At 69.6% G+C, this 23,952-nt stretch carries 19 protein-coding genes and 2 pseudogenes; 7 read left to right on the top strand and 14 right to left on the bottom strand.

The window, feature by feature from the left end; genetic code table 11:
- Positions 1 to 96: 96 nt before the first annotated feature.
- Both ACIBTS_RS28685 and ACIBTS_RS28680 read left to right on the top strand, forming a co-directional pair.
- Entirely contained in the window at positions 97 to 1,320 is a 1,224-nt protein-coding gene (locus tag ACIBTS_RS28685; RefSeq protein WP_399323159.1) for a trypsin-like serine peptidase, read from the top strand.
- Positions 1,321 to 1,548: 228 nt separating this feature from the next.
- A complete protein-coding gene (locus ACIBTS_RS28680; RefSeq protein ID WP_399323157.1) occupies positions 1,549 to 1,773 on the top strand; it encodes a hypothetical protein in 225 nt (74 codons plus the stop codon).
- Between the two features lie 48 nt (positions 1,774 to 1,821).
- On the opposite strand, the gene ACIBTS_RS28675 is transcribed toward ACIBTS_RS28680, so the two are convergent.
- The 5 genes from ACIBTS_RS28675 to ACIBTS_RS28655 all read right to left on the bottom strand — a co-directional run bounded on the left by ACIBTS_RS28675 (position 1,822) and on the right by ACIBTS_RS28655 (position 6,962).
- Complete coding sequence (locus ACIBTS_RS28675; RefSeq protein ID WP_399323155.1) at positions 1,822 to 2,418, bottom strand: recombinase family protein; 597 nt, start codon at positions 2,416 to 2,418, stop codon at positions 1,822 to 1,824.
- 422 nt (positions 2,419 to 2,840) lie between these two features.
- Complete coding sequence (locus ACIBTS_RS28670) at positions 2,841 to 3,392, bottom strand: hypothetical protein (RefSeq protein WP_399323154.1); 552 nt, start codon at positions 3,390 to 3,392, stop codon at positions 2,841 to 2,843.
- A 66-nt stretch (positions 3,393 to 3,458) separates the two neighbouring features.
- Positions 3,459 to 5,372 (bottom strand): trypsin-like serine peptidase, encoded by a 1,914-nt coding sequence (locus ACIBTS_RS28665; protein WP_399323152.1) that lies wholly within the window; start codon positions 5,370 to 5,372, stop codon positions 3,459 to 3,461.
- A 1,141-nt stretch (positions 5,373 to 6,513) separates the two neighbouring features.
- On the bottom strand, positions 6,514 to 6,654 hold the full coding sequence (locus tag ACIBTS_RS28660) for a hypothetical protein (protein ID WP_399323151.1): 141 nt from the start codon (positions 6,652 to 6,654) through the stop codon (positions 6,514 to 6,516).
- A gap of 50 nt (positions 6,655 to 6,704) precedes the next feature.
- Entirely contained in the window at positions 6,705 to 6,962 is a 258-nt protein-coding gene (locus tag ACIBTS_RS28655; RefSeq protein ID WP_399323149.1) for a hypothetical protein, read from the bottom strand.
- A gap of 17 nt (positions 6,963 to 6,979) precedes the next feature.
- Here ACIBTS_RS28655 and ACIBTS_RS28650 point away from each other — a divergent pair, with 17 nt between their 5' ends.
- Both ACIBTS_RS28650 and ACIBTS_RS28645 read left to right on the top strand, forming a co-directional pair.
- The gene (locus tag ACIBTS_RS28650; protein WP_399323147.1) at positions 6,980 to 10,006 is read left to right on the top strand and encodes a Tn3 family transposase; all 3,027 of its coding nucleotides are present in this window, start codon (positions 6,980 to 6,982) and stop codon (positions 10,004 to 10,006) included.
- Between the two features lie 256 nt (positions 10,007 to 10,262).
- Positions 10,263 to 11,258 (top strand): annotated as a pseudogene (locus ACIBTS_RS28645) (trypsin-like serine peptidase); the annotation flags it as partial.
- A gap of 86 nt (positions 11,259 to 11,344) precedes the next feature.
- Here ACIBTS_RS28645 and hflX read toward each other — a convergent pair.
- From hflX to miaA, 6 genes are all read right to left on the bottom strand, one after another.
- Entirely contained in the window at positions 11,345 to 12,838 is a 1,494-nt protein-coding gene (gene hflX, locus ACIBTS_RS28640) for a GTPase HflX (RefSeq protein ID WP_399323145.1), read from the bottom strand.
- A gap of 136 nt (positions 12,839 to 12,974) precedes the next feature.
- The gene (locus ACIBTS_RS28635; protein ID WP_399323144.1) at positions 12,975 to 14,588 is read right to left on the bottom strand and encodes a M1 family metallopeptidase; all 1,614 of its coding nucleotides are present in this window, start codon (positions 14,586 to 14,588) and stop codon (positions 12,975 to 12,977) included.
- 136 nt (positions 14,589 to 14,724) lie between these two features.
- Positions 14,725 to 16,923, bottom strand: coding sequence for a RelA/SpoT family protein (locus ACIBTS_RS28630; protein ID WP_399323142.1), 2,199 nt, complete (start codon positions 16,921 to 16,923; stop codon positions 14,725 to 14,727).
- A gap of 300 nt (positions 16,924 to 17,223) precedes the next feature.
- Positions 17,224 to 18,093 carry a diaminopimelate epimerase gene (gene dapF, locus ACIBTS_RS28625; protein WP_399323140.1) on the bottom strand — a complete coding sequence of 290 codons (870 nt, stop codon included), beginning with the start codon at positions 18,091 to 18,093 and terminating at the stop codon, positions 17,224 to 17,226.
- Positions 18,094 to 18,126: 33 nt separating this feature from the next.
- Positions 18,127 to 18,636 (bottom strand): hypothetical protein, encoded by a 510-nt coding sequence (locus ACIBTS_RS28620; RefSeq protein ID WP_399323261.1) that lies wholly within the window; start codon positions 18,634 to 18,636, stop codon positions 18,127 to 18,129.
- A gap of 107 nt (positions 18,637 to 18,743) precedes the next feature.
- Positions 18,744 to 19,682, bottom strand: a complete 939-nt coding sequence (miaA, locus tag ACIBTS_RS28615; protein WP_399323138.1) for a tRNA (adenosine(37)-N6)-dimethylallyltransferase MiaA — start codon at positions 19,680 to 19,682, stop codon at positions 18,744 to 18,746.
- 181 nt (positions 19,683 to 19,863) lie between these two features.
- Between miaA and ACIBTS_RS28610 the strand changes: the two genes are divergently transcribed.
- Both ACIBTS_RS28610 and ACIBTS_RS28605 read left to right on the top strand, forming a co-directional pair.
- Positions 19,864 to 20,154: a hypothetical protein gene (locus ACIBTS_RS28610; protein WP_399323136.1), complete on the top strand. Its 291-nt coding sequence runs from the start codon at positions 19,864 to 19,866 to the stop codon at positions 20,152 to 20,154.
- 24 nt (positions 20,155 to 20,178) lie between these two features.
- Entirely contained in the window at positions 20,179 to 20,451 is a 273-nt protein-coding gene (locus ACIBTS_RS28605; RefSeq protein ID WP_399323135.1) for an antitoxin, read from the top strand.
- A 78-nt stretch (positions 20,452 to 20,529) separates the two neighbouring features.
- Here the strand turns inward: ACIBTS_RS28605 and ACIBTS_RS28600 are convergent, their stop codons facing one another.
- The 3 genes and pseudogenes from ACIBTS_RS28600 to ACIBTS_RS28590 form a co-directional block, all read right to left on the bottom strand.
- Entirely contained in the window at positions 20,530 to 21,246 is a 717-nt protein-coding gene (locus ACIBTS_RS28600; protein WP_399323133.1) for a class III extradiol dioxygenase subunit B-like domain-containing protein, read from the bottom strand.
- 61 nt (positions 21,247 to 21,307) lie between these two features.
- Complete coding sequence (miaB, locus tag ACIBTS_RS28595) at positions 21,308 to 22,837, bottom strand: tRNA (N6-isopentenyl adenosine(37)-C2)-methylthiotransferase MiaB (RefSeq protein ID WP_319674092.1); 1,530 nt, start codon at positions 22,835 to 22,837, stop codon at positions 21,308 to 21,310.
- 102 nt (positions 22,838 to 22,939) lie between these two features.
- Positions 22,940 to 23,398: pseudogene (locus ACIBTS_RS28590) on the bottom strand (LuxR C-terminal-related transcriptional regulator); the annotation flags it as partial.
- Between the two features lie 64 nt (positions 23,399 to 23,462).
- Between ACIBTS_RS28590 and ACIBTS_RS28585 the strand changes: the two are divergent.
- On the top strand, positions 23,463 to 23,948 hold the full coding sequence (locus ACIBTS_RS28585; RefSeq protein ID WP_319674091.1) for a TrkA C-terminal domain-containing protein: 486 nt from the start codon (positions 23,463 to 23,465) through the stop codon (positions 23,946 to 23,948).
- Positions 23,949 to 23,952 lie beyond the last annotated feature (4 nt).

Raw genomic sequence — 23,952 nt, 5'->3', positions numbered from 1 at the left:
GAGACCCGCCTGAACTCGTCATGAGATCACCATGAGTTCCGCCCCGGGGGGAACGGCCGGTGTTTCAAGTTCGTTGACAGCAGGGGGAGTCAGACCATGCGATCCATACGGCCGTCGTTCACCGCTCGTCGGAGGAGGAACGCGCGCCGCAGAACCTCCCCCGTACTGGGTGCCGTGGCCCTCGCCTCGGTGCTCGCGCTCACGGCGACCGCCTGCGACTCGGGCGACACCGACGCGGACGGCCAAGCCGGTGCGACCGCGTCGGCCGCCGGCGACGGAAAGATCACGATCCCGGACGACATCAAGGACAAGCTCAAAGAGCACGGGATCGACCTCGACAAGTGGAAGAACGGCGCCTGGAAGAACTGGGACAAGGACGACTGGCTGCGGGAGGCGCAGGACTACATCAACCCGATCATCAAGGGGCTGTGGGACCCGGACCGGATGCGGAAGGCCGAGGACCCGGACCGGGCCGTCGACGACGGCGACCTCTCCGGTGACCAGGGCGTGACCGACCCGACGCCGGCGGCGGTGGACGCGAAGGCCGTGCCGACGACGTACCACGCCAACGCCCCCGAGGCGGGCAAGGTGTTCTTCGACTCCCCCGAGGGCACGATGGTGTGCTCGGCGACGGTCGTCCAGGACCCGGCGCACCCAGGCAAGTCCAACCTGGTGTGGACGGCGGGCCACTGCGTGCACGCCGGAAAGGGCGGCGGCTGGTACCGCAACCTCGTGTTCGTGCCGTCGTACAACGACAAGGGCCTGTCGGCCGAGCAACTGCAGACGGCCACCAAGGAGCAGGCCGCTCCGTACGGCGTCTGGTGGGGCGACTGGACGAAGACCTCGGACCAGTGGATCGCGCAGGGCGGACAGACCGGCGGCGACGGCGCCTCGTACGACTACGCCGTCATCCATGTGACGCCGGAGGAAGGCGGTTCCGGCAAGTCCCTGGAGGAGACGGTCGGTTCGGCGCTGCCGGTGGACTTCAAGGCCCCAGCGGTGCCGAAGATCGACAGCATCACGGCGACCGGCTATCCGGCGGCGGCGCCCTACGACGGGCAGAAGCTGTACCAGTGCCAGGACAAGCCGGGGCGGTTCTCGATCAGCTCCTCGGACCCGACGATGTACCGCATCGGCTGCACGATGACCGGCGGCTCGTCGGGCGGCGGCTGGGTCGCGGCCGGATCGAATGGCAAGCCCGCGCTGGTGTCCAACACCTCGATCGGCCCGGTGAAGGCCGGTTGGCTCGCAGGACCGCGGCTGGGTGACGTGGCCAAGGGTGTGTACGACTCGGTGAGCGACAAGTTCGCCGGTCAGTAGCCGGATCGGCGGTGGGGTGCCTGTCGGGAACCTTCACCATCCCACCGCCGTTCGTCCCGAATTCCCCGGGCATAGTGGGGTGTCGCCTGCGCGCGGTCGCCGTACGGACTCGGCCGACCGCATGACAGGCGCATGACATGGCAGGGCCCATGGACCCTGCCGATTCCCACGCTCCGACGATCCACACGCTTCAACGGATCCACATGCTTCAACGGGGGACATCGCACCATGCGTTCCACACGTACGCCCATCGCGCACCGGCACGGCCGGCGGCGCCCTCTGCTCGCCGCCGGGCTCGTCACCGCCCTGGCACTGACGGCGACCGCCTGCAACGGCTCGGACGAGGACAAGGCCGGCGCCGGAGCCTCCCGGACCGCCGACGCCGGCTCCGGTGACGGCAAGGTCAAGGTTCCCGCCGACATCGCCGGCAAGCTCAAGCAGGGGTGCTGTTAACGAGCGGCAAACCAGGTGACAAGTAACCCGCCGGTGGTTTTCAGGGCTTCATGACTGCCGTCTTCGCTTCGGCTGGCGGGGCACGGTCCTGGTCTTGTCGAGGTGCCCGTACACCGTCGACCTCGGCACGCTGAACATGTCTGCGATCTGTTGGACCGTCTTCTCCCGTTCGTCGTAGAGCCGTTGGGCGAGCGCGGCTTGGTCCGCGGTGAGCTTCGGCCGGCGTCCGCCCACCCGGCCGCGGGCCCGCGCGGAGGCGAGCCCGTCGTTCGTGTTCGCCACGATCAGCTCCCGCTGGAGCTCTGCCAGTACGGACAGCATCCCGAACATCGCTCGCCCCTCCATGGTGGCGGTGTCGATGCCCTGCTCGATGACGTGCAGTCCGATACTGCGCTCGCGCAGCTCGGCGCCGAGGGTCACCAGGTGCAGCACGGAGCGGGAGAGCCGGTCGAGCCGGGTCACCTTCAACGTGTCGCCCTCGCGCAGCAGCTGCATGACGAGATCGAGTTTCGGGCGGAACGCCTTCGCGCCGCTGGCGACGTCGACGTGGATGTTGTCGCGGTCGACGCCGTGGCGGAGTAGTGCGTCGATCTGATGGTCGGGGTTCTGGTCGGCCGTCGATGTGCGGGCGTAGCCAATGAGCATCGTCGGAAACTACCCGAAGAACCGTTCTCCGACGTTGATTTTCGACGCGAGTTACCGACGCTGCCCACCTGCGGGTTCGTGATCGCTGCGCCGAGTGTCGGCAGACGGTCGTTTATCGACACGTCCCGAGGGGCGATTGTGCATTCCGTCATTTGCGAGAGGCTCGAAACAGAACCACTGCTACCGCTAACCGCTGTTCCCCGAGGCCGCTGTACACCACCGGCCACACCACCACTCGTACGCCGGTACGCCGATGGATAAATAGGGTGCGATATACCCCTGCTGCCGGTGACAACGTCCTGGCACTACCAGGAGACCGAGCCCTCCCTGCGACCGCCGCAACGTCCAGAAGCAGCAGCGCGCGGAGGGCGCGGCCACCATGCACACAAGCTGGGATCAGATCCTTCGCTTGACGATGACGTTCAGTTCTCGCACCCCGTGATGTCGTCCTCGCAGTCCTGCACGTCCTTGGTGGCGATGGTGTTGAGTCGCCAGCTGATGAGACCGTCGGCGTCCCGGTTCGGCGGTGTGATCCGAGCGGTGACGGGGGTGCCGGCCGGGATGTTGAACTGGTCCGCCTCGCGGTCGCCGCACTCCACCTCCCATTCGTTCGCCACCTCGCCCCTTACCAGGGTCAGTGTGAGCGTGTGCGGCGCGGGGGCCTGGCAGGCGATGTCGAAGGTATAGGGCCTATCACCTTTCGTCGCGAACGTCGTGTTCAGGCCCTTAGCCAGGGCTGCCGTGCCAGTGTCCTCGAGGGAGGCGCTTTCGGGTTCGACTGCGTTCAGGGCGCGCGTGGCGCGCTCCATTGCCTCCTCCTGGTCTTCCTTGCCGTCCCAGGTGGGGGCCTGCGATACGGATGGGGTCTCTCCATTCCCGAGTTCCTCCGGCTCTTGCTTCTGCGCCGTGCAGGCTCCGGTAAGGGCCGCGAGAGAGAGGAGAAGGGCGAGGATGAGAGGGTGGCGTGCGCGCATGGGGCTCCAGTTGAGTGTGCCGTGTGGCGCTGCCTCCGGAGAAGCAGCGCCACACGCTGGTGAGTGCTAGCGAATGCCGCGGCGGTACAGTTCGGGGCCACAGACCCGGGCGCACGGATCGTCCGAACGTACACTTGCGGCGGCGAAGGCAGTCGGTGGCGGGACCAGCTGGTACTCGCGACCGAGCGCGTCGGCCTGCGTGTTGCCATACATGGACACTTCCCCGTCCGACCAGCGTACGAAGAGGTCGTCCTCCCAGTTGTTGGCACCGAACTCACCTGCCGCGACGACGCGGGCATGGGTCCAGGTGCTGTTCGCGGCGAGCACCTCGGACTCGCCGCCCAAGCCTCGGGTGCCGATGTCCTGATAGATGGTCAGTTCGCCGTCGGACCACTTCACGAAGAGGTCGTAGTTGGGGTTGGCGTCGCTGGTGTCGCCGTCGAAGTCGCCTCCGGTGATGAGGTCGGCGCTGTTTGCCCACAGGCTGTTCTTGGCGAGCAGTTGCGTCTCCGTGTGGAAGCCGTTGCCATCTACGTCGGTGTACTTGGTGACCTCGCCGTCGACCCAGCGGACGACGAGATCGTCGGGCCATTTGTTGCCGCCGTACTTCCCCGTCGCGATGCCCTTGGCGTACTTCCAGACGGATCCGCCCTGCGCGATCTTGATCTCGTTCGCCGGGTGCTCGTCCGACGATGTGGGCAGTTTGCTGTTCTGGTCGATGTCCTTGTAGATCGTCACTTCACCGTCCGCCCATTTCACCATCAGGTCGTAGGCGTTGGATCCGGTGTAGTCCCCCGCGGTGACGACATCGGCGTACTGGCTCCACAGGTCGTTGGGCTTGGCCAACTGCACCTCGCAGGGCTGCCCGGCCTTGCACCCGGTGTAAAGGCCCTGGTTCTGGTCCCCCGGGTAGAGGGTCACCTCGCCGTCGCTCCACTTGACGATCAGGTCGGAGTCGCCGTACTTCTGCGACTCGGTGTGGAATGTGCCGGAGACCGCGGCCATGGCGTGCCGCCACAACTTGGCGTCCCCCATGCCGTCGGCGCCCTTTGGGGTGTCCGGCGGATAGTCGTTGACCGCCTGGTTGTAGAGGCGGACCACGTCGGCGTCGAACTGAGAGGAGTAAGAGACGTCGTCCCGAGTCCCGCCCGTCTTGTAGCCGCCGATGACGCCGATGACGTCACCCCGCTTGCCGTCGAAGTTGCGGAGGAAGGGACCGCCGGAGACACCCGGAGCGAAGCCGTCGCAGGCTATCTCGAGGAACCGGTCGTCATAGCCCTTGGTCGTGGTCGAAGGACAGACAAGCGGTGCCTTGGACCCGCCCGGAAAACCGATGAGGGTGACGTTGCGCTGGGCGAGCTGCGCGGAATGTAGGGTGACGAGTTCGTTGCCCATGCCCGTCGCGTTCTCCAGAAATTCCCCCTTGGAGTTCGGGCCGGACCTCAGGATTGCGAAGTCCAGGTCATCGGCCTTGGCCGGCCCCTGGGCCAGATAGCGTCCGTCGATCCAGACCTTTCCCTTTTTGATGGGGAAGATTCCGTACGGGGCGACACCGCGGCCTCGATGCGCCGGGTCCGGCTTCCATCCAGGCGCGAACGCCAGGGACTTGAAGCGGTCGTTGTCGTTGAGGCAGTGAGCCGCGGTGATTATGAGCGACTTCGTCGGAGAGGCGACAGACGAGGCGGAACAGAACTGGTCCCGGCTTCCGGGGTCCGACTGGGGGTCGTCATCGTCACTGATGAGGAAGACACCAGCGGTGGCCACGCCCTTGTTGTCGAACGCGGAGGACGCTCGCAGCGTCTTGCCGAGCGACGGGGCGCCCCCGGCGTCCCCTTCGCCGCCATTGCTGTCGCCGTCCCCTCCCTTACCCGACTCCACCGGGACGGCGTCGGCGATACGCTCGGGTGTCCAGTAAGCCTCCGCGGCCCTGGCCTCGGCGATCTCCTCGGGCGTCGCCTTCAGTTCCTCCGGTGGTGGCATCGGAACGTCCGTCGGCTCGGTCACCGAGGCCGGCCCCGAGGGCGAAGGAGTCTCAAGGGTCGGTTCCGTGGATTCCGAGGCCTCGGTGCTGGTCGGTGCCGGGTGCGGCGTGGGCGGCGTGGGTGTGCTGGTCCCGGTTGGCATAGGGAACTGTGTGCTGACGTCGGCGCCGGGGGAGGACGTCGGTAAGGCCGTCGCCGCAGGTGCAGCCATAAGGATCACAGCGGTCGCCAAGCCCAGCGCGCCGGATCTCCGTCTCAGGCGCATTGCGTACTTGTTCACAGGTCGATTACCTTTCACGGTTGGTCAGGCCGTCAGGTGGCGTGACGAAGCTTCAGGTCACTTCGCCAGTCGTGCACTTGTGCGAATGAATCGGCTGAACAATATACGAGCCCCTTGAATCCGACGATCACTTATCCCTCCGGGCCGCCCAAGACGGACAGAACGCGCCACCAGGGGAATTCGCCATTCCGCGCCAACCGCCTTGCGGCGACCCCGCACAGCGCCAGACGAGTCGATTCCAAGACCTGTGCGCCGCCCTTTGTCTTCGGGGGCTGCGACACATGAAACAGACGCTCCGAGAGACACGGCTCGCCCCTGCGTGCAACATCAGGCACCTTCTGACCGCAAGCGCTGGCTACGAATCGCTAAGAAATCTTGGCGACTAATCGCCTCAGTTGGAGCGCTGCCCAGGCCCGGGGGAACCGGCACATCTGGAGATCATCTGGGCGCCCCTGCACTGTGGAGGCACACCACCCCGTTCGGTCGGTTGCGCTCGGCGCCGCCAAGGACAGACGAGGAGCTGGACGACGTTGCACAGAAGTACGGCGACACCATCGCACCAGCCACTCAAGATCCGCTCTTTGTGTCTTCTGGGCTATCGCGGCGGCACCCCCAGGCCCGTCTCCTCCGGGCTCGCGCCGCGGTGCGGCACGAGCCCTGGTTCACGTGCCGGCTGCGAGAACAGCGTCGAGACCTTCGCCGTTGGACGCCTGCGCCGCTACATCGAGCAGGCCGTCCAGGGTGCCGATGAACAGCCCGACCTCCCCCGAGCAGATCGACAAATCCCAAACAAGACAGTCGAGACGTCGGTCAGTCCGTGAGTCAGACCCGTCGGAGAAGCCACGTCACATCCTCGCTGTCAGTCCTGTTCGTCATCGTCGAGGTCGACGGCGTCCGGGTCGTGCAGCAGACGCAAGCTTTCGACCGGCCGGGAGGCGGTGAAGTTGTAGCGGCCGAGGACGTTGAGGTTCCGGTGCTTGAGCGGGGACAGCTGGGCCACGTCCTCGTCTTTGATCTCGTGGCCGTGTCGGCTGCACCGAACTGCCAGGGTCAGGGATCCGCTACGGGCGCCAGGTTGAGCCGCTTGTCCGTGTCGAGCCGGAAGGTCCCGTACCGGTTGACGTTCGACCAGAACAGCACGGTCAGGCCGCGCCGGTCTTCGCCTGCACCGGCGACGTGTACGCCGTCCTGCGGCAAAGCCGGTAGCTGTACCAGGTCACCCTGTCCCTCCCGGGCACTTCGCCGATACCCGCGCCCGCCGTACACCAGCGCCCCTACCGTCCGGCCCGAAAGCTGATTACGGGGCATGCGGAAGGGGCTGAACAGTGGGGCGGGATCTGGGTCTGGACGGAGTGGTGGACCACTTCACCCTGTCCAGCGACGAGGCGGGCTGGTTACGGAACAAGACTGGCGCCACAAGGCTGGGCTTCGCCGTTCAGCTCAAGTTCTTGACCTGGCGCGGCCGGTTTCCCCGGATACGCCTGGAGCTGCCGCCCGACGCGGTCGAGCACGTCGCCAAGCAGGCCGGCGTCGCCGCGTCCGAGCTGGCCTTCTACGACTTCACCTCCCGCGCGGCCAAGCGGCACCGCAGCGAGCTGCGGGATCTGACCGGCTGGCACGAGTGCACCAAGACCGACCTCGTCAAGCTCGTCTCGCACCTGGTGGACGTGATCTGGCACGACGAACGCCGCGAGGAACAGGTGCGGGCCGAGCTGCTGCGGCAGATGCGCGCGGAGATGATCGAGCCGCCGACCGCAGCCCAGGTCGACACGATCATCCGCTCCGCACTGCACCAGGCCGACGAACGCGCCGTCGCCGAGGCCGCAGCCCGCCTGGCACGGGCGCAGGGCTGTGCCCGCCGCCTGGACGCGCTGGTCTTCACCGGCCTGACCGGCGACGGCCCCGCCCAGGATGACGCGACCGCGCAGGACGATGAAGACGACGTGGAGTCGGTGCTCGCGGACATCAAGGCCCACCCGGGCAACGTCAGCCTCAACTCGCTGCTGGACGAGATATCCAAGCTCAAGCAGGTCCGCGCCGTCGGCATCCCGGAGAAGGTGTTCACCGGGATCGGCGTACAGGTCATCAACGCCTGGCGGGCGAGAGCATCGGCGTCCTCTCCCAGCCACCTGCGCCGCTTCGCCCCCGAGGTGCGGCACGTCCTGCTCGCCGCCTTGCTCTTCCAGCGGCAGCGGGAGATCACCGACACGCTGGTGGAACTGCTGAACTCCACCGTGCACCGCATCAACGCGCGGGCGGAGAAGAAGGTGACCGAGGCGTTCGTCGCCGAGTTCACCAAGGTGAGGGGCAAGGCCGGGCTGCTCGGGCGGATCGCCGCAGCCTCGCTCGGCGCCCCCGAGGGCAGCGTGCGCGAGGTGGTCTATCCGGCGGCCGGCGGAGAGAAGACGCTCAAGGACCTGGTCGCCGAGATGAAAGCGACCAACGCCGCCTTCGCCCGCTCCAAGCGGGAGGTGTTCAAGTCCTCCTACAGCAACCACTACCGCGCCGGGCTGATGAAACTGCTGGAGGTGCTCGACTTCCGCTCCTCCAACGACCGTCACAAGCCCGTCGTCGAGGCCCTGGCCCTCATCGAGCGGCACAAGGACTCCTCCACCACCTACCTGCCGCTCGGCGAGACCGTCCCGCTGCAAGGCGTGGTCCGCAAAGACTGGATGGAGTTTGCCCTCCACACCCCCGACAAGGGGGCCCAGCGCGTCATGCGCACCGTGTACGAGGCGTGCGTCTTCCAGACCCTGCGCGACCGGCTGCGCTGCAAGGAGATCTGGGTGGTCGGCGCCGACAAGTGGCGCAACCCCGACGACGACCTCCCCGACGACTTCGAGACCCGCCGCGCGGAGTACTACGAGAAGCTGAACAAGCCGCGAGAGGCGAAGGTGTTCACCGCCCAGCTCCAGACCGAGATGCGCAGGGCACTCGGCGCCCTGGACACGAAACTGCCGAAGCTGCCGTGGGTGACGGTCAGCGGCAAGCACCGCAACGGTGCGATCAAGTTCACCGAGCCCGAGTCGCAGAAGGAGCCGAAGAACCTGCGCAAGCTCAAGAAGGCGATCCGCAAGAAGTGGGGCACCGTCGCCCTCATCGACATCCTGAAAGAAGCCGCCCTGCGCACCGGGATGCTCAAGGCCCTGGCCCCGGTCGGCACCCGCGAGGCCATCGACGAGGCGAAGCTCCTCGAACGCCTGCTCCTGATCGCGTACGCGTACGGCACGAACTCGGGGATCAGCTCGGTCGCGGCCGGCGAGCACGGGCACAGCGAGGAGGAACTGCGCTATACCGCCCGCCGCTACCTGACCGCCGTCGGCCTCAAAGCCGCCGGGGTAGAGATCGCCAACGCCACCTTCGCCGCCCGCCAGGAAACCGTGTGGGGGCAGGGCACCACCACCGTCGCCTCCGACTCGACACACTTCAAAGCCTGGGACCGCAACATCTTCACCGAGTGGCACTCCCGCTATGGGGGCCGCGGAGTCCTCGTGTACTGGCACATCGAGAAAGGCTCGATGGCCATTCACAGCCAGCTTCTCAACTGCACCGCCTCCGAGGTCGCCGCCGCGATCGAGGGCATGATGCGGCACGCCACCGCCATGAAAGCCGAGGGCAACTACGTCGACTCGCACGGCCAGTCGGAAATCGGCTTCGGGCTGACGAGGCTCCTGGGTTACGACCTGCTGCCCCGGATCAAGCAGATCAACAAGGTCAAGCTCTACCGGCCCGGACGCGAGGACGAGGACACCTACGACAACCTCGCCGACTCGATGACCCGCCCAATCCGCTGGGACGTCATCGAGAACAACTACGACCAGCTCATCAAGTACGCCACCGCGATCCGCGTCGGCACCGCCTCCACCGAGGCCATCCTGCGGCGCTTCACCCGCACCGCCTCCCACCCCGTCTACCAGGCCATGCTGGAGGTCGGCAAAGCACAGAAGACCATCTTCGTCGCCCGCTACTTGCGCGACCGCGACCTCCAGCGCGAGATCCAGGAGGGCCTGAACGTCGTCGAGGGCTGGAACGGCGCCAACGACATCATCTTCTTCGGCAAGAGCGGCGAACTCTCCTCCAACCGCCGTGACCAGCAAGAACTCTCGGTTCTCGCGCTCCATCTCCTGCAAACGGCGCTCGTCTTCGTGAACACCCTGATGATCCAGGACATGCTCGCCGACCCCGAATGGGCCGACGTCCTCACCGACGAGGACAAACGCGCCCTGACCCCGCTGTTCTGGATGCACATCCAGCCCTACGGCGAGGTGCGGCTGAACATGGGCAGCCGCCTCCAGCTCGCCCACCCCGTCCCCCAGGAACCGGACCCCGAGCCGGAGCCCGCCGCGGCCTGACGCGATGTCAGCGCCCCGCGCCACACTCGCCTCCTCGCCGACCAGCAGGGAGCCAGCGTGGCGTTCAGGGCCGTGCACGCCGAGTGGGGAACCGTCTTCGCCACCTGTCCGACCTCGGATGCGGGCGCGGCTGGGAAGCAGTGTGGAAGACCCGGCCACCCGCGCCGCTGGCCTGCGACGAGTGCGGCCACGCGATGCACGGGAAACTACTGGCGGGTTACTTGTCACCTGGTTTGCCGCTCGTTAACGGCACCCCAAGCAGCACGGCATCGACGTCGACAAGTGGGCCGACGGCGGCTGGCAGGACTGGGACAAGGACAAGTGGCTCAGCGCCGCCAAGGACTTCGTCAACCCCGTGATCGAGGGCCTGTGGAAGCCGGAGCGGATGCAGTCCGCGAAGGAGGCGAACAAGACGGTCACGACCAAGGACGCCGCCGCCGACCAGGGCGTCAGCGACCCGGAGCCGGCGGCCGTCCAGGCGGCGGCCGAGAAGACGCCGTATCACGAGAACGCAGCCCCGGTCGGCAAGGTCTTCTTCGACTCGCCCGAGGGGGCGATGGTCTGCTCGGGCACGGTCATCAAGGACGTGAACCACCCGGGCAAGTCCAACCTCGTCTGGACGGCCGGTCACTGCGTGCACGCCGGCGGCGCCGGCGGCTGGTACCGCAACCTCGTGTTCGTCCCCGCCTACAACGACCTCGGCAAGAGCGAGGCGCAGCTCGGCAACGCCACCGCGGCGGAGATCTCCCCCTACGGCAACTGGTGGGCGGACTGGGCGTCGACCTCGAACGAGTGGATCGCCGGCGGCTCGGAGACAGGCGGCGCGGGTGCCGCCTACGACTACGCCGTCTTGCATGTGACGCCGGAGCAGGGCTCCAAGTCGCTGGAGGAGACGGTCGGCGGGGCGCTGAACGTGGACTTCTCCGCGCCGTCCGCGACCGACGTGAACACGATGGGCGCCTGGGGCTACCCGGCGGCGCCGCCCTACAACGGGCTGAAGATGTTCAAGTGCCTCGACCGGCCCGGGCGGTTCTCGCTGAGCACCTCGCTGCCGGCGATGTACCGCATCGGCTGCACGATGACCGGCGGTTCCTCCGGCGGCGGCTGGTTCCGGGTGGTCAACGGCAAGACCGAGCTGGTCTCCAACACCTCGATCGGCCCGGCCGACAACACCTGGCTGGCGGGCCCGCAGCTCGGCCGGGAGGCCGAGGCGCTCTACCAGAACATGAGCAAGACCTACGGCGGCGAGTGAGCCGTGCACGCCGAAGGCCCGCCCTCTGCGATCAGCAGGGGGCGGGCCTTCGGGCGTTGGGCCTGCGGGCGGCCGGCCGTGACGGCTCAGGCGACCGGCGCCGGAACGTACGGCGCGAGGTCCGCCGCCAGTTCCTCATGCACCCGTACCTTCAGCAGGGTGCCCTCCGCCGTGTGCTCCGCGGAGATCACCTCGCCCTCGGTGTGGGCGCGGGCGACCAGCTTGCCGTGGGTGTACGGCACGAGCGCCTCGATCTCGACCGAGGGCCGCGGCAGCTCGTTGTCGATCAGCGCGAGCAGCTCGTCGATGCCTTGGCCGGTGCGGGCCGAGACGGCGATGGAACGCTTCTCGATCCGCATCAGCCGCTGGAGCGTCAGCGGGTCGGCCGCGTCCGCCTTGTTGATGACGACGATCTCGGGCACCCCGGTGGCGCCGACGTCCCGGACCACCTCGCGCACGGCGGCCAGCTGCTCCTCCGGGTTGGGGTGCGAGCCGTCCACCACGTGCAGGATCAGGTCGGACTCGCCGACCTCCTCCATGGTGGAGCGGAACGCCTCGACCAGGTGGTGCGGCAGGTGCCGGACGAAGCCGACCGTGTCCGCCAGCGTGTACAGCCGGCCGCTGGGCGTCTCCGCCCGGCGCACGGTCGGGTCCAGGGTCGCGAACAGGGCGTTCTCGACCAGGACGCCCGCGCCCGTGAGGCGATTGAGCAGGGACGACTTACCGGCGTTGGTGTAGCCCGCGATGGCGACGGACGGCACCTTGTGGCGCTTGCGCTCCTGGCGCTTGATCTCGCGGCCGGTCTTCATGTCCGCGATCTCCCGGCGCATCTTCGCCATCTTCTCGCGGATCCGCCGCCGGTCCGTCTCGATCTTGGTCTCACCGGGGCCACGGGTGGCGAGGCCGCCGCCCTTGCCGCCGCCCATCTGACGGGACAGCGACTGACCCCAGCCGCGCAGCCTAGGCAGCATGTACTGCATCTGCGCGAGCGCGACCTGCGCCTTGCCCTCTCGGGACTTGGCGTGCTGGGCGAAGATGTCGAGGATCAGGGCCGTACGGTCGATGACCTTGACCTTGACGACGTCCTCGAGGTGGATCAGCTGCCCCGGGCTGAGCTCACCGTCGCAGATGACGGTGTCCGCGCCCGTTTCGAGGACGATGTCACGCAGCTCGTCGGCCTTGCCGGAACCGATGTAGGTGGCCGCGTCGGGCTTGTCGCGGCGCTGGATGACGCCGTCGAGGACGAGGGCGCCCGCGGTCTCCGCGAGGGCGGCCAGCTCCGCGAGGGAGTTGTCCGCGTCCTGTGCGGTCCCCGTGGTCCAGACGCCCACGAGTACGACCCGCTCCAGGCGGAGCTGGCGGTACTCGACCTCGGTGACGTCCTCGAGCTCGGTGGAGAGGCCGGCCACGCGGCGCAGGGCCGCGCGCTCGGTACGGTCGAACTGGTCGCCGTCCCGGTCTCCGTCGATCTCGTGGCTCCAGGCGACGTCCTCTTCCATCAGGGCATCGGCCCGAAGACCTTCGGGGTAGGCGTGCGCCATGCGCTTGGTGTCCTGGGAAGGGGAAGAAGAGGAGGTCATTGGGTCCTTACGTCGTTGGGGATGCCGGATCGGCGGCCTTCATGGATCTCAACGCACGAGTGCCCCGGGAGATTCCCGGGCCCGTGCCGCGCCGACCTCACGATGGTCGCACGGTACGGCCCGTCTCGTCACGGCCTTATTCCGCGGTACGCGGGGCTTTCGGGACCGCATGCGGCGCGGCTTCCAGGCCGGCTTTCGATACGGACTTCGGAACGGTCTTCGAGTCCGTCTTCGGGTCCGTCTTCGGGTCGGCCTTCGCGATCGGTGCCGCCGACTTCCAGTCCGGGTGGCCAGGCATCGGCGGGGTCTTCTCGCCGTACAGCCATTGCTTGAAGAAGCCGGCGAGATCGCGTCCGGAGATCTTTTCGGCGAGGCGCTCGAAGTCGGCCGTGGTCGCCGTGGAGTCCCGGTGGTCATGCACCCACGCCCGCTCCAGGTGCTCGAACGCGGGCCGGCCGATCTCCTGGCGCAGGGCATAGAGGACGAGGGCAGCACCGTCGTAGACGTTGGGTCGGAAGATGCTGATCTTCTGACCGGGCTCTGGCGCCTTGGGCAGCGCCGGCGGGCCGCCCGCGGCGCGCCAGCGGTCGGAGGCGCCGTACGCCGCCTTCATGCGCGCCTGGAGCGTGCGGCCCGCCTTCTCCTCCGCGTAGAGCGCCTCGTACCAGGTGGCGTGTCCTTCGTTGAGCCACAGGTCGGACCAGGTGCGCGGGCTGACGCTGTCGCCGAACCACTGGTGGGACAGCTCATGCACCATGATCGACTCGAGGTACCACTGGGGGTAGCCGGGCTGGGTGAAGAGGTCTCTCTCGAAGAGGGAGAGAGTCTGCGTCTCGAGTTCGAACCCGGTGGAGGCCTCGGCCAGGAGCACGCCGTACGCCTCGAAGGGGTAGGGGCCGACCTTGCTCTCCATCCAGGCGATCTGGTCGGGGGTCTTCTTCAGCCACGGTTCGAGGAGCGTGCGGTCCTTGGTGGGCACGACGTCCCGGACGGGCAGGGCGTGCGGCCCCGCGCGGTGCACGACGGTGGACCGGCCGATGGACACCTGGGCGAGCTCGGTGGCCATGGGGTGCTGCGTGCGGTACGTCCAGGTGGTCGCCCTGCCGACCCGGTCCATGCCGGTCGGCAGCCCGTTGGCAACCGCCGTGTAGCCGTTGGGCGCCGTGATCCGGACGGTGAACATCGCCTTGTCGGAGGGGTGGTCGTTGCACGGGAAGACCAGGTGGGCGGCGTCCGCCTGGTTGGCCATCGCGAGACCGTCCGTGGTCCTGATCCAGCCGCCGTCCCGGTCGGCGGGGCTCACGGGGTCGCTGGTGTGCCGCACGGTGATCCGCATCCAGCTGCCCGGGGGCAGCGCGTCCTTGGGGGTGACCACCAGATCGTCGCCTGCGGCGGCGAAGGCGGCGGGCTCGCCGTCGACCTCGACCGAGTCGACCTTGCCGTGGGCGAAGTCGAGGTTGATCCGGTCCAGGGCGGTCGTGGTCCAGGCGTCGATGGTGGTGACCGCCTGGAGTGGCTTGTCGTTGGCGCCGGAATAGGTGAAGGACAGGTCGTAGTACGCGACGTCGTACCCGGGGTTGCCCAGGTCCGGGAAGAGGCGGTCGCCGACGCCGAGCGGGGTCGGCGGAGCGCTCGCGGCGACCAGGCAGACGGAGACGGCCGAGGCGAGCAGCGCGGATTTCAGCCGGCGGGAGGGTCCGGGTCGGGCGGACGGGGCTCGCGGGGTCCGGGCGCGGGGGGTGAGCAGCATGCACCACCGCTACCAGCGCGCACGGGCGCCGCGTCGGCGACGCGCGCCCGCCCCACCCGAACGAGTTGCTCACGTGCGCGTGCGTGACGCCGGCGAGCGGATCCGGCGCGACGCATGCACGCGCGCGTGGGGACGCCTACATCGTCCCCGAGGAGGAGGACGAGGCGTGGTGCTGCGCGCGGTCCACGTCGTACACCCCGGGCACGTTGCGCATGGCGCGGATGAGGGTGGGCAGGTGTGCCGCGTCCGGGAGTTGGACGGTGTAGGTGTGGCGCACCCGCTGCTGGCTCGGGGGCTCGACGGTCGCGGAGACGATCTCGGCGCCTTCCGAGGCCATCGCCTCGGTGAGGTCCGCGAGCAGATGGGGGCGGCCGAAGGATTCGGCGACCAGGGTGACCCGGCATCCGGTGGTGTCGCCCCAGCTCACGTCGACCTCTTCGCGCCCCGCGTTCGCCATGCGCGCCACGGCGGCGCACTCGGCACGGTGGACGGTCACCACTCCCCCGCGCACGGCGAAGCCGGTGATCTCGTCGAGCGGCACGGGCGTACAGCATCCGGCGAGCCGGACGCTCGCGTCGGGCCGGTCCACGACGGTGATCGCGGCGCCGGGCCGCGCGACGGACGCGTCGGCCGCGGGAGCGTCGGCCGGGCCCCGCGGGGTCGGCTCGGCGGCCTTGGGAGGGCTCACCGCCCCGGAGCTCGCTGCGGGCTCGGGGTGCTCGTGTTCGGCCGGGGCCGGGTGCGTCGCCAGCCACCGTTGGATGGCGATCCGGGCGGCGGGGGTGTGGGCGTGCTCCAGCCACTCCCTGGAGGGCTCCGAGGCGGGGTCCTGGCCCATGAGGAGCTGGACGGTGTCGCCGTCCCGCAGGACCGTGCTGAGGGTCGCCAGGCGGCCGTTCACGCGGGCGCCGATGCAGGCGTGGGCGTCCTCGCCGTACTGCGCGTACGCGGCGTCGACACAGGTCGCCCCCTCGGGCAGGCCGAGCGTGCCGCCGTCGGGGCGGAAGACGGTGATCTCGCGGTCCTGGGCGAGGTCCTCGCGCAGGGTGGACCAGAAGGTGTCGGGATCGGGTGCGGCCTCCTGCCAGTCGAGGAGGCGGGAGAGCCAGCCGGGCCGGGTGGGGTCGACGCGTTCCCCGTCGGCGGGGGCTCCCTCCCGGGTCTGCTCCTCGGCGAGAGCCGTGTAGGGGTTGCCGAGCGCGACGACGCCGGCCTCGGCGACCTTGTGCATCTGGTGCGTACGGATGAGGACTTCGGCGACCTGGCCGTCCTCGCGGGCGACGGCGGTGTGCAGCGACTGGTACAGGTTGAACTTCGGGACGGCGATGAAGTCCTTGAACTCCGAGACGACCGGCGTCATACAGGTGTGCAGTTCGCCGAGGACGGCGTAACAGTCGGCGTCCTCGTTCACCAGTACCAGCAGGCGGCCGAAGTCGGCTCCCCTCATTCGGCCGCGCTTGCGGGCCGCGCGGTGCACGGAGACGAAGTGCCGTGGCCGGATGAGGACTTCGGCCTGGATACCGGCGTCGCGCAGGACCGTGCGCATAGCGTCGGCGAACTCGGCGAGGGGGTCGTCCGCGCGGGAGGCGTTGTCGACGATCAGCTCGCGGGTGTGCTCGTACTCCTCGGGGTGGAGGATCGCGAAGACCAGGTCCTCCAGTTCGGTCTTGAGCGCCTGGACGCCGAGGCGTTCGGCGAGCGGGATGAGGACGTCGCGGGTCACCTTGGCGATGCGCGCCTGCTTCTCGGGTCGCATCACCCCCAGGGTGCGCATGTTGTGCAGCCGGTCGGCGAGTTTGATCGACATCACGCGGACGTCGTTGCCGGTGGCGACGAGCATCTTGCGGAAGGTCTCGGGCTCGGCGGCGGCCCCGTAGTCGACCTTCTCCAGCTTCGTGACGCCGTCGACGAGATAGCGCACCTCAGCGCCGAACTGCTCACCGACCTGATCGAGCGTCACATCGGTGTCCTCGACGGTGTCGTGGAGCAGCGAGGCCGTCAGGGTCGTGGTCTCCGCGCCGAGTTCGGCGAGGATCAGGGTCACGGCGAGCGGGTGGGTGATGTAGGGCTCGCCGCTCTTGCGCATCTGGCCGCGGTGCGAGGACTCGGCGAGCACGTAGGCGCGGTGCAGCGGTTCCAGGTCGGCGTGCGGATGGTGGGCGCGGTGGACCTCGACCACGTGACCGATCGCGTCGGGCAGTCGGCCGCGGGAGGTGGGGCCGAGCAGCGCGGCCCCGACCAGGCGGCGCAGGTCGATCCGGGGACGGCTGCGCCTGCGGGGCGTGGCCGGTACCACCGGGCCTGGGGTCGCAGGGTTCGTGGCCTCCGCACTCATGGGCACCTCCGGCTGCGTGGACCGGCGGACGGGGTGTCCCAGGGCGGACACGGCTCAGGGGACTGGCGTACGGTCCCCCGTCCGGGCCGGTGCTTGATGCTACCGAGCCCATCACGCGCGACTGACCGCCTCTCGCCGAGCGTGAAACGGATCACCCATTCGAGCGATGGATAAGAGGTTTACGGTTTTGAGCCACCCGACCGACGAGCGGTCGCGCATTCGAACCCACGACCGGCCCACGGGACCTGCTCCCACCTGCCATCGGCCCCTACCGGCCTCCGATGCCAAGCCATGTCGGGATCAGCGGGCGGCTGTTTCCAGCCACTCGGGATCGATCTCCCCTGTGGCGACGATCACTGCGGGCCCGGTCATCTCGATCTCCCCGTCGGGGCGCTCGGTGATCAGCAGACGGCCGCCGGGGAGGTCGACGGTGTAGGTGACCGGCGTCCCGGTGGCCGCCGGGTCGAGGCCGTCCCTGCGCGCGGCCGCCACGGCGACGGCGCACGCGCCCGTGCCGCACGAGCGGGTCTCGCCGGACCCGCGCTCGTGCACGCGCAGGGCGACATGCCGCGGGCCGCGGTCCACGACGAACTCGACGTTGACGCCGTCCGGGTAGGCGGAGGCGGGGCTGAAGGGCGGCGGGGAGAACAGGTCGCCGGCGTGGGCGAGGTCGTCCACGAAGGCGACGGCGTGCGGGTTGCCCATGTTGACGTTGCGCGCGGGCCAGCTGCGCGCGCCGACGTTCACCGTGACGTCCCCTTCGGGGAGCCGGGCCCTGCCCATGCCGACCGTGACGTCCCCGTCCTTGGCGATGTGCACGCTCTTGACGCCCCCGCGCGTGGCGACCGCGAGGTCGCCCTCGGTGACGAGGCCGGCCCGCTGGAGATAGCGGGCGAAGACGCGGACTCCGTTGCCGCACATCTCGGCGACGGAGCCGTCGCCGTTGCGGTAGTCCATGAACCACTCCGCCTCGGCCGCCATGTCCTTCGCCTCGGGGTGTGCGGCGGAGCGCACGACGTGCAGCACTCCGTCGCCGCCGATGCCCGCGCGACGGTCGCACAGGGCGGCGACGGCGGCCGGGGTGAGGTCGATGGCGTTCTCGGCGTCCGGGACGATCACGAAGTCGTTCTCGGTGCCGTGACCCTTGAGGAAGGCGATCCGCGTGCTCATTCCTCGATCGTACGGGGTGGGCGAGCGCGACGGTCAGCGCAGCCGGGCGACCCGCCAGACGGCCAGGGCCACCACCGCCGCGACCATCACGACGTAGGCGAGGACGACCCGCCAGTCGGGCCGGCGCCCGGAGCCGCGCTGGGGCAGGCCGGGCCACGTGTAACCGACGCGGCGGGCGGCCGTCGTTCCCCAGCCGGCCGCGCAGGAGCAGATCAGCAGGCCGAGCATGGCGATCATGGCCCCGCTGTCGCCGAAGTCGAAGGCGAGCGGGAAGGCGAACATCAGGGAGCCGATCGCGGCCAGGGCCACGATGGGCGCGAGCTGCCAGATCCGCAGCCGTCGCTGAGGGCGCAGCTCGACCTCGACCTCGGGGCCGCTCGCGAACATCTCCTCGGGCTCGGGACCGTCGTCGCTCACGCCGCCCTGGGTGTCGTCCTCGTCCGGCCCGTCGGGGCTCAGACGGCTCTCCTCGGGCTCCGGTTCAGTGCCCTCGACGGTGCGGTGCTCGGTGCCTTCTGCGGTGTCGCGAGGGCCGGCCTCCATCGCCACGCGCCCTCCCAACTCGGACTCCACTTGTCGATCGAAGCTCGATGATGGCACGGCATCGGAGGCCCGGATGACGGCCTGGGCGTCCCGATGCCATGACGTGATCAGGCTGTAACCGGTCGTTCCACCCACGCCAGCGCGAGCTCCGGAAGTTCTGCGAGATCAGCCGCAGCCCCACTCAACCAGTGCACCCGCGGATCGCGCCTGAACCACGAATCCTGACGGCGCGCGAAGCGCTTGGTGGCACGCACGGTCTCCGCGCGCGCCTCGGCCTCGGTGCACTCGTCGGCCAGGGCCGTGAGGACCTGCTGGTAGCCGAGCGCGCGTGAGGCCGTACGCCCCTCGCGCAGGCCCTGCGCCTCCAGCGCCCGGACCTCGTCCACGAGCCCCGCGTCCCACATGCGGTCGACGCGGCGGGCGATGCGCTCATCGAGTTCGGGGCGCGCCACGTCGACCCCGATCTGGACGGTGTCGTAGACGGAGTCATGCCCCGGCAGGTTGGCGGTGAAGGGCTTGCCGGTGATCTCGATCACCTCGAGGGCCCGCACGATCCGGCGGCCGTTGCCGGGCAGGATCGCGTGCGCGGCCTCGGGGTCGGCGGCGGCCAGCCGGGCGTGCAGCGCTCCCGAGCCGCGCAGCGTGAGCTCCTCCTCGAGGCGGGCGCGGACCTCGGGGTCGGTTCCGGGGAACTCCAGGTTGTCGACGGCGCCACGGACGTACAGCCCGGAGCCGCCGACGAGAATCGGCCACCGGCCCTCGGCGAGCAGGGAGTCGATCCGCGCGCGGGCCAGCCTCTGGTACTCGGCGACGGAGGCGGTGACCGTGACGTCCCAGACGTCGAGGAGGTGGTGCGGGACGCCGCCGCGCTCCTCGGGCGTCAGCTTGGCGGTGCCGATGTCCATCCCTCGGTAGAGCTGCATGGAGTCGGCGTTGACGACCTCACCGCCGAGTCGCTGGGCCAGGAAGACGCCCAGATCGGACTTTCCGGCCGCGGTCGGTCCGACGACGGCGATGACGCGGGGGGCGGGGGGTGCGCTGCTCACCGCACCAGTCTCGCAAACCTCGACCCCCGCCCTCGAACGAGTTACGTGACGGCACCTGCCCGGAGTCGTTGCCCGTTGCGAGATTCCCGTCGCCCTTCGCAGGGGCGGCGGCCCCGGTGGCGCAATCGGACGCACCGGCCAACGCGGGATTTCGCCCGCACGAGTACCGTATGGAGTGGATATGGGCGTTTTGGCGCGACTTTTCCGGAGGTCGGACGTCACGGAGGAGGCGGCTGCCGAGGAGACGACGACCGCCGCCGAGGCGCCGGCCGGTACGCCGCAGGACGGCACCGACGGGGAACCGGCTGCAGAGGTCACGCGGGAGGCGACCGAAGCCAAGGACGACGGCACGGCGGCAGAGGCGGAACCGGCAGCGGAGCCGGCCGCCGACGACGACGGCGTCGAGATCCCCCGGCAGCAGTCCGCCGAGGAAGCAGCCGACAGCGAGGCCGGCGAAGGCGCCCGCACGTAAGGAACCCGCGAGGGAAGGTGACCCATGGGTCTTTTGGACAATTTGAAGGCCAAGCTCGCCCCGGCCAAGGGCAAGGTCTCGGACCTCGCGCAACAGCACGGGGACAAGATCCAGCACGGTCTCGACAAGGCCGCGCACGTCGTTGACGAGAAGACCAAGGGCAAGTACAGCGACAAGATCCATACGGGCACCGACAAGGCCAAGGGCGCCATGGACCGGATCGCGCACAAGGACGAGCCCCCAGCGGGCGGCGGGGACACGTTCACTCCGCCGACCCCGCCCCCACCGGCTTCCTGACCGCGCGTGAAACGGCGGACGGCCGCGGAGCGGAGACGCTCGCGGCCGTCCGCCGTTCCACGCCCTCCGGCCCGTCCGCTACGACCAGGCCGCGACCGCGTATCCGACGCCGTACGGCGCGTCCTCGTACAGCAGAGCGCCCGTCAGCCCGGCGTCCTCGGCGGCGCCCGCGAGCACCTGCCAGGGCGCCCGGCCCGACGCCTTGAGTTCGTACGCCAGCTCCGCGTCCAGCGCCTGGAGAGCCGTCACGTCTGCCGTGCCGAGCGCCCGTGCGACCTCCGCGTCGAAGGGGGCCGCGCGCTCGTCGAGGTAGCCCGGCGCCTTCAGCGTCCGGCATGCGCTGGAGTCGCCCATCACCAGCAGCGCGACCCGCCCCGACATCGCGCCGATCTCCCGTCCGACCTCGACGCATCGCTCGGCCACGAGCGGTTCGCCCACGCCCAGTCCCTCCACGGAGGCGGCCGACCAGCCGGCGCGCTCCAGCAGCCAGGCGCCGACGGCTAGGGACGGCGGCAGGTCGCGTCCGGACTGCGCGTCGCCGCCGTCACGGCCCAGCCGTACGGCGAGGTCCACCCCGAAGCCGCGGAACGAGCCCCGCGCACCCTCCGGGTACGGTCCGCGCCCGGCCTGCTCGGCGGGCCCGACGACGACGAGACGGTCCGGCCGGGCGGCCGCCAGCACGGACAGCGCGTCGGAGCAGGCGGTACGCGCCGCGTCCAGCTCGGGAGCGGCGCCCGCAGCGACCTCGGGCACCAGGAGGGGTGGGCAGGGGCAGACTGCGGCGGCGACAAGCATGATCGGCAGGGTAGCCCCGCACGTGATCGGCGGGGCACCCCCACGGGTGTCGCGCCGGTCGTCAGTCGCAGCCGCAGCCGCTGCCCGTGGCCACCGGGAGCGGGGCGGGCACCCCGATCTTGGGCAGCCCCAGCAGGACGCCGGCCGGCTTCGCCGCCTTCTCCGCGGTGCGCTTCTCCCACGCGTCCCCCGCGCGCGTGCGGCGCACGTCCAGGACGGCGCCCTCGGCGAGGAGGTGGTGCGGGGCGGCGTAGGTGATCTCGACCGTCACCACGTCACCCGGGCGCACCTCCTGCTCCGGCTTGGTGAAGTGGACCAGGCGGTTGTCGGGGGCGCGGCCGGACAGGCGGTGGGTGGCGCCGTCCTTGCGGCCCTCGCCCTCGGCCACCATCAGCTCCAGAGTGCGGCCGACCTGCTTCTTGTTCTCCGCCCAGGAGATCTCCTCCTGGAGGGCGACGAGGCGCTCGTAGCGCGCCTGCACGACCTCCTTGGGGATCTGGTTCTCCATGGTCGCGGCCGGGGTGCCGGGGCGCTTGGAGTACTGGAACGTGAACGCCTGCGCGAACCGCGCCTCACGGACAGCGTGCAGGGTCTGTTCGAAGTCCTCCTCCGTCTCGCCCGGGAAGCCCACGATGATGTCGGTGGTGATCGCGGCGTGCGGGATGGCAGACCGCACCTTCTCGATGATCCCGAGGTAGCGCTCCTGCCGGTACGAGCGGCGCATCGCCTTCAGGACGGTGTCCGAGCCGGACTGCATCGGCATGTGCAGCTGCGGCATCACGTTCGGGGTCTCCGCCATCGCCGCGATCACGTCGTCCGTGAAGTCGCGCGGGTGCGGGGAGGTGAAGCGGACGCGCTCCAGGCCCTCGATCTTTCCGCAGGCGCGCAGCAGCTTGCTGAAGGCCTCACGGTCGCCGATGTCGGAGCCGTAGGCGTTGACGTTCTGGCCGAGCAGCGTGATCTCCGAGACGCCCTCGCCGACCAGCGCCTCGATCTCGGCGAGGATGTCGCCGGTGCGACGGTCCTTCTCCTTGCCGCGCAGGGCCGGGACGATGCAGAAGGTGCAGGTGTTGTTGCAGCCGACGGAGATCGACACCCAGGCCGCGTAGGCGCTCTCGCGCCGCGTCGGCAGCGTGGAGGGGAACGCCTCCAGGGACTCGGCGATCTCGACCTGCGCCTCTTCCTGCACGCGCGCGCGTTCCAGCAGGACCGGGAGCTTGCCGATGTTGTGCGTGCCGAAGACGACGTCCACCCAGGGCGCCTTCTTGACGATGGTGTCGCGGTCCTTCTGCGCGAGGCAGCCGCCGACCGCGATCTGCATCCCGGGACGCTTCGACTTCATCGGCGCGAGCCGGCCGAGGTTGCCGTAGAGCCGGTTGTCGGCGTTCTCTCGGACCGCGCAGGTGTTGAACACGACGACGTCGGCGTCGCCGTCCGACCCCTCGGGGGCGCGCACATAGCCGGCCTCTTCGAGCAGCCCGGACAATCGCTCGGAGTCATGGACGTTCATCTGGCACCCGTAAGTGCGGATTTCATAGCTCTTGGGTGCGTGCACGTCCACTGCGAGGCTCCGGTCGCTGCTGCTGGTCATGGCTCAAGGGTAGGCGCTCCCCGGAGACCGCCTGCCTCCCCTTCGCCGCGGGGGAGGGCGACAGCCGGAACTCTGCGCACGCGCGGCTTCGCGGGCTCGTTCTCAGGGGTCGATGAGGCCGGCGCGGATCGCGTAGCGGGTGAGCTCCAGGCGGTCGCGCATGCCGAGCTTGTGCGGGAGGTCGGCGCGGTGCCGTTCGACGGTCTTGGCGCTGATGAACAGCAGCGCGCCGATCTCCCTGGAGGTGTGGCCCTCCGCCACGAGCTTGAGGATCTCCTCCTCGCGTTCGGTGATGGGCCGCTCGGGCAGGCCCTCCACGCCGTCGTCTCGGTGCAGTCGGTCGAGGTAGGAGCGGACGAGGGACCGCTCGGCGCCCGGGTAGATGAACGGCTCGTCGCGCACCACGGCCCGGCAGGCCCCGACCAGGTCCCGGTCGGCGACCGACTTCAGGACGTACCCGCCGGCTCCGGCCTTGAGGGCCTCGAAGAAGTACTGCTCGTTGTCGTACATCGTGAGGATGAGGATGGGCAGCTCCGGGAGGCCGCGGGAGAGTTCACGGCCCGTCACCGTACGGGTGGATGGCAGCATGGCGACTCCCGGCACCCGACCAGCAAGGGGAAGAAACGTGTCTGCGCCACGCCTCCGGACGACACCGCTGCCAGGAATCGGGGTCCAGTACGACCTCGTGACGCGGGAGCAGCGCCACCTGTCGGTGGTGGCGCACCGCGACGGCACCCGAACGGTCAGCGTGTACCGGGCCGACGATCCCGACTCCTGCGCGCAGTCGCTGCGCCTGACCGTCGCCGAGGCGGGCTCGCTGATCGACGCGCTGATGCCCTCCCATCACAGCGCGAGCCTGCTCTACACCACGGACCTGGGGCTGGTCGCCGAGCGCGTCGAGGTGGCGGCGACCTCGCGCTGGAACGGGCGGCTGCTGGGCGACACGAGGATGCGCACGGAGACCGGCGCCTCGATCGTGGCGGTGCTGCGGCGGGCCGAGGCGATTCCGTCGCCGGCGCCGGACTTCCGTCTCGCGGGCGGAGACACCCTCATCGTCATCGGCACCCGCGAAGGCGTGGACGCGGCCGCGGCGATACTCGGGCGGGAGTGATCGA

Source organism: Streptomyces sp. NPDC050121 (genome assembly GCF_044460385.1).
Classification (GTDB): Bacteria; Actinomycetota; Actinomycetes; order Streptomycetales; family Streptomycetaceae; genus Streptomyces; species Streptomyces soliscabiei.
Note: the sequence above shows the minus strand (reverse complement) of the source record. Positions and strands in the feature narration are given on the sequence as shown.